Annotated in this window: 1 protein-coding gene; it reads left to right on the top strand. The window is 48.4% G+C overall.

Going from position 1 to position 512, the window contains the following annotated elements:
• The coding region (locus ACFOEK_RS21180) for a hypothetical protein (protein WP_386723491.1) at positions 1 to 512 on the top strand (512 nt) is incomplete at both ends.

Genomic DNA, 512 nt, shown 5'->3' with positions numbered 1-512 from the left:
GTGGGATAACAGCCAAGCGTACATTGGTTCGTCAGATGGTAGTGCGTCAGTGTATGGCCCTCTTGGGTTGGTGGCCAAGCTAATAGAAAGCCCTGACAGTAAGCAGGTCTATATTGGCACCTATAATACAGGGATTATTATCTTGGATCGTAATGTGAGTACGGGAGCTGTTAGCTATCGGACGCACTTCACGCCATCCGGTGAGGGCAATCATTGGACAGTCACTGATCTACAAGTCTCTCAACTAGGGGATGTGCTGTTAGCGAATAGCAGTAATAGGAGTAATGCACGATTAATCGGTCGTGATACAACCACCGGTGCATTGTTGTCAGCTCAGCAGGCTTCTGGGGTACCGTCCAGTAGTTGGGGGAATCTGCAGTTTACTAGTCTTGACGATGGTGTTGCGGCTCGAGTGGCGAATAACTTTACCGATGCCGATGGTAATACTCGTACCGAATATCTCATGAAGGTCTTTGCTTCAGACGGTTCTGTTCTGTTTGAAGCCGAATCCA

Origin of the sequence: Litoribrevibacter euphylliae (assembly GCF_042646085.1) — a bacterium.
Lineage (GTDB): Bacteria > Pseudomonadota > Gammaproteobacteria > Pseudomonadales > Litoribrevibacteraceae > Litoribrevibacter > Litoribrevibacter euphylliae.
This window is presented reverse-complemented; position numbering and strand designations above follow the sequence as displayed.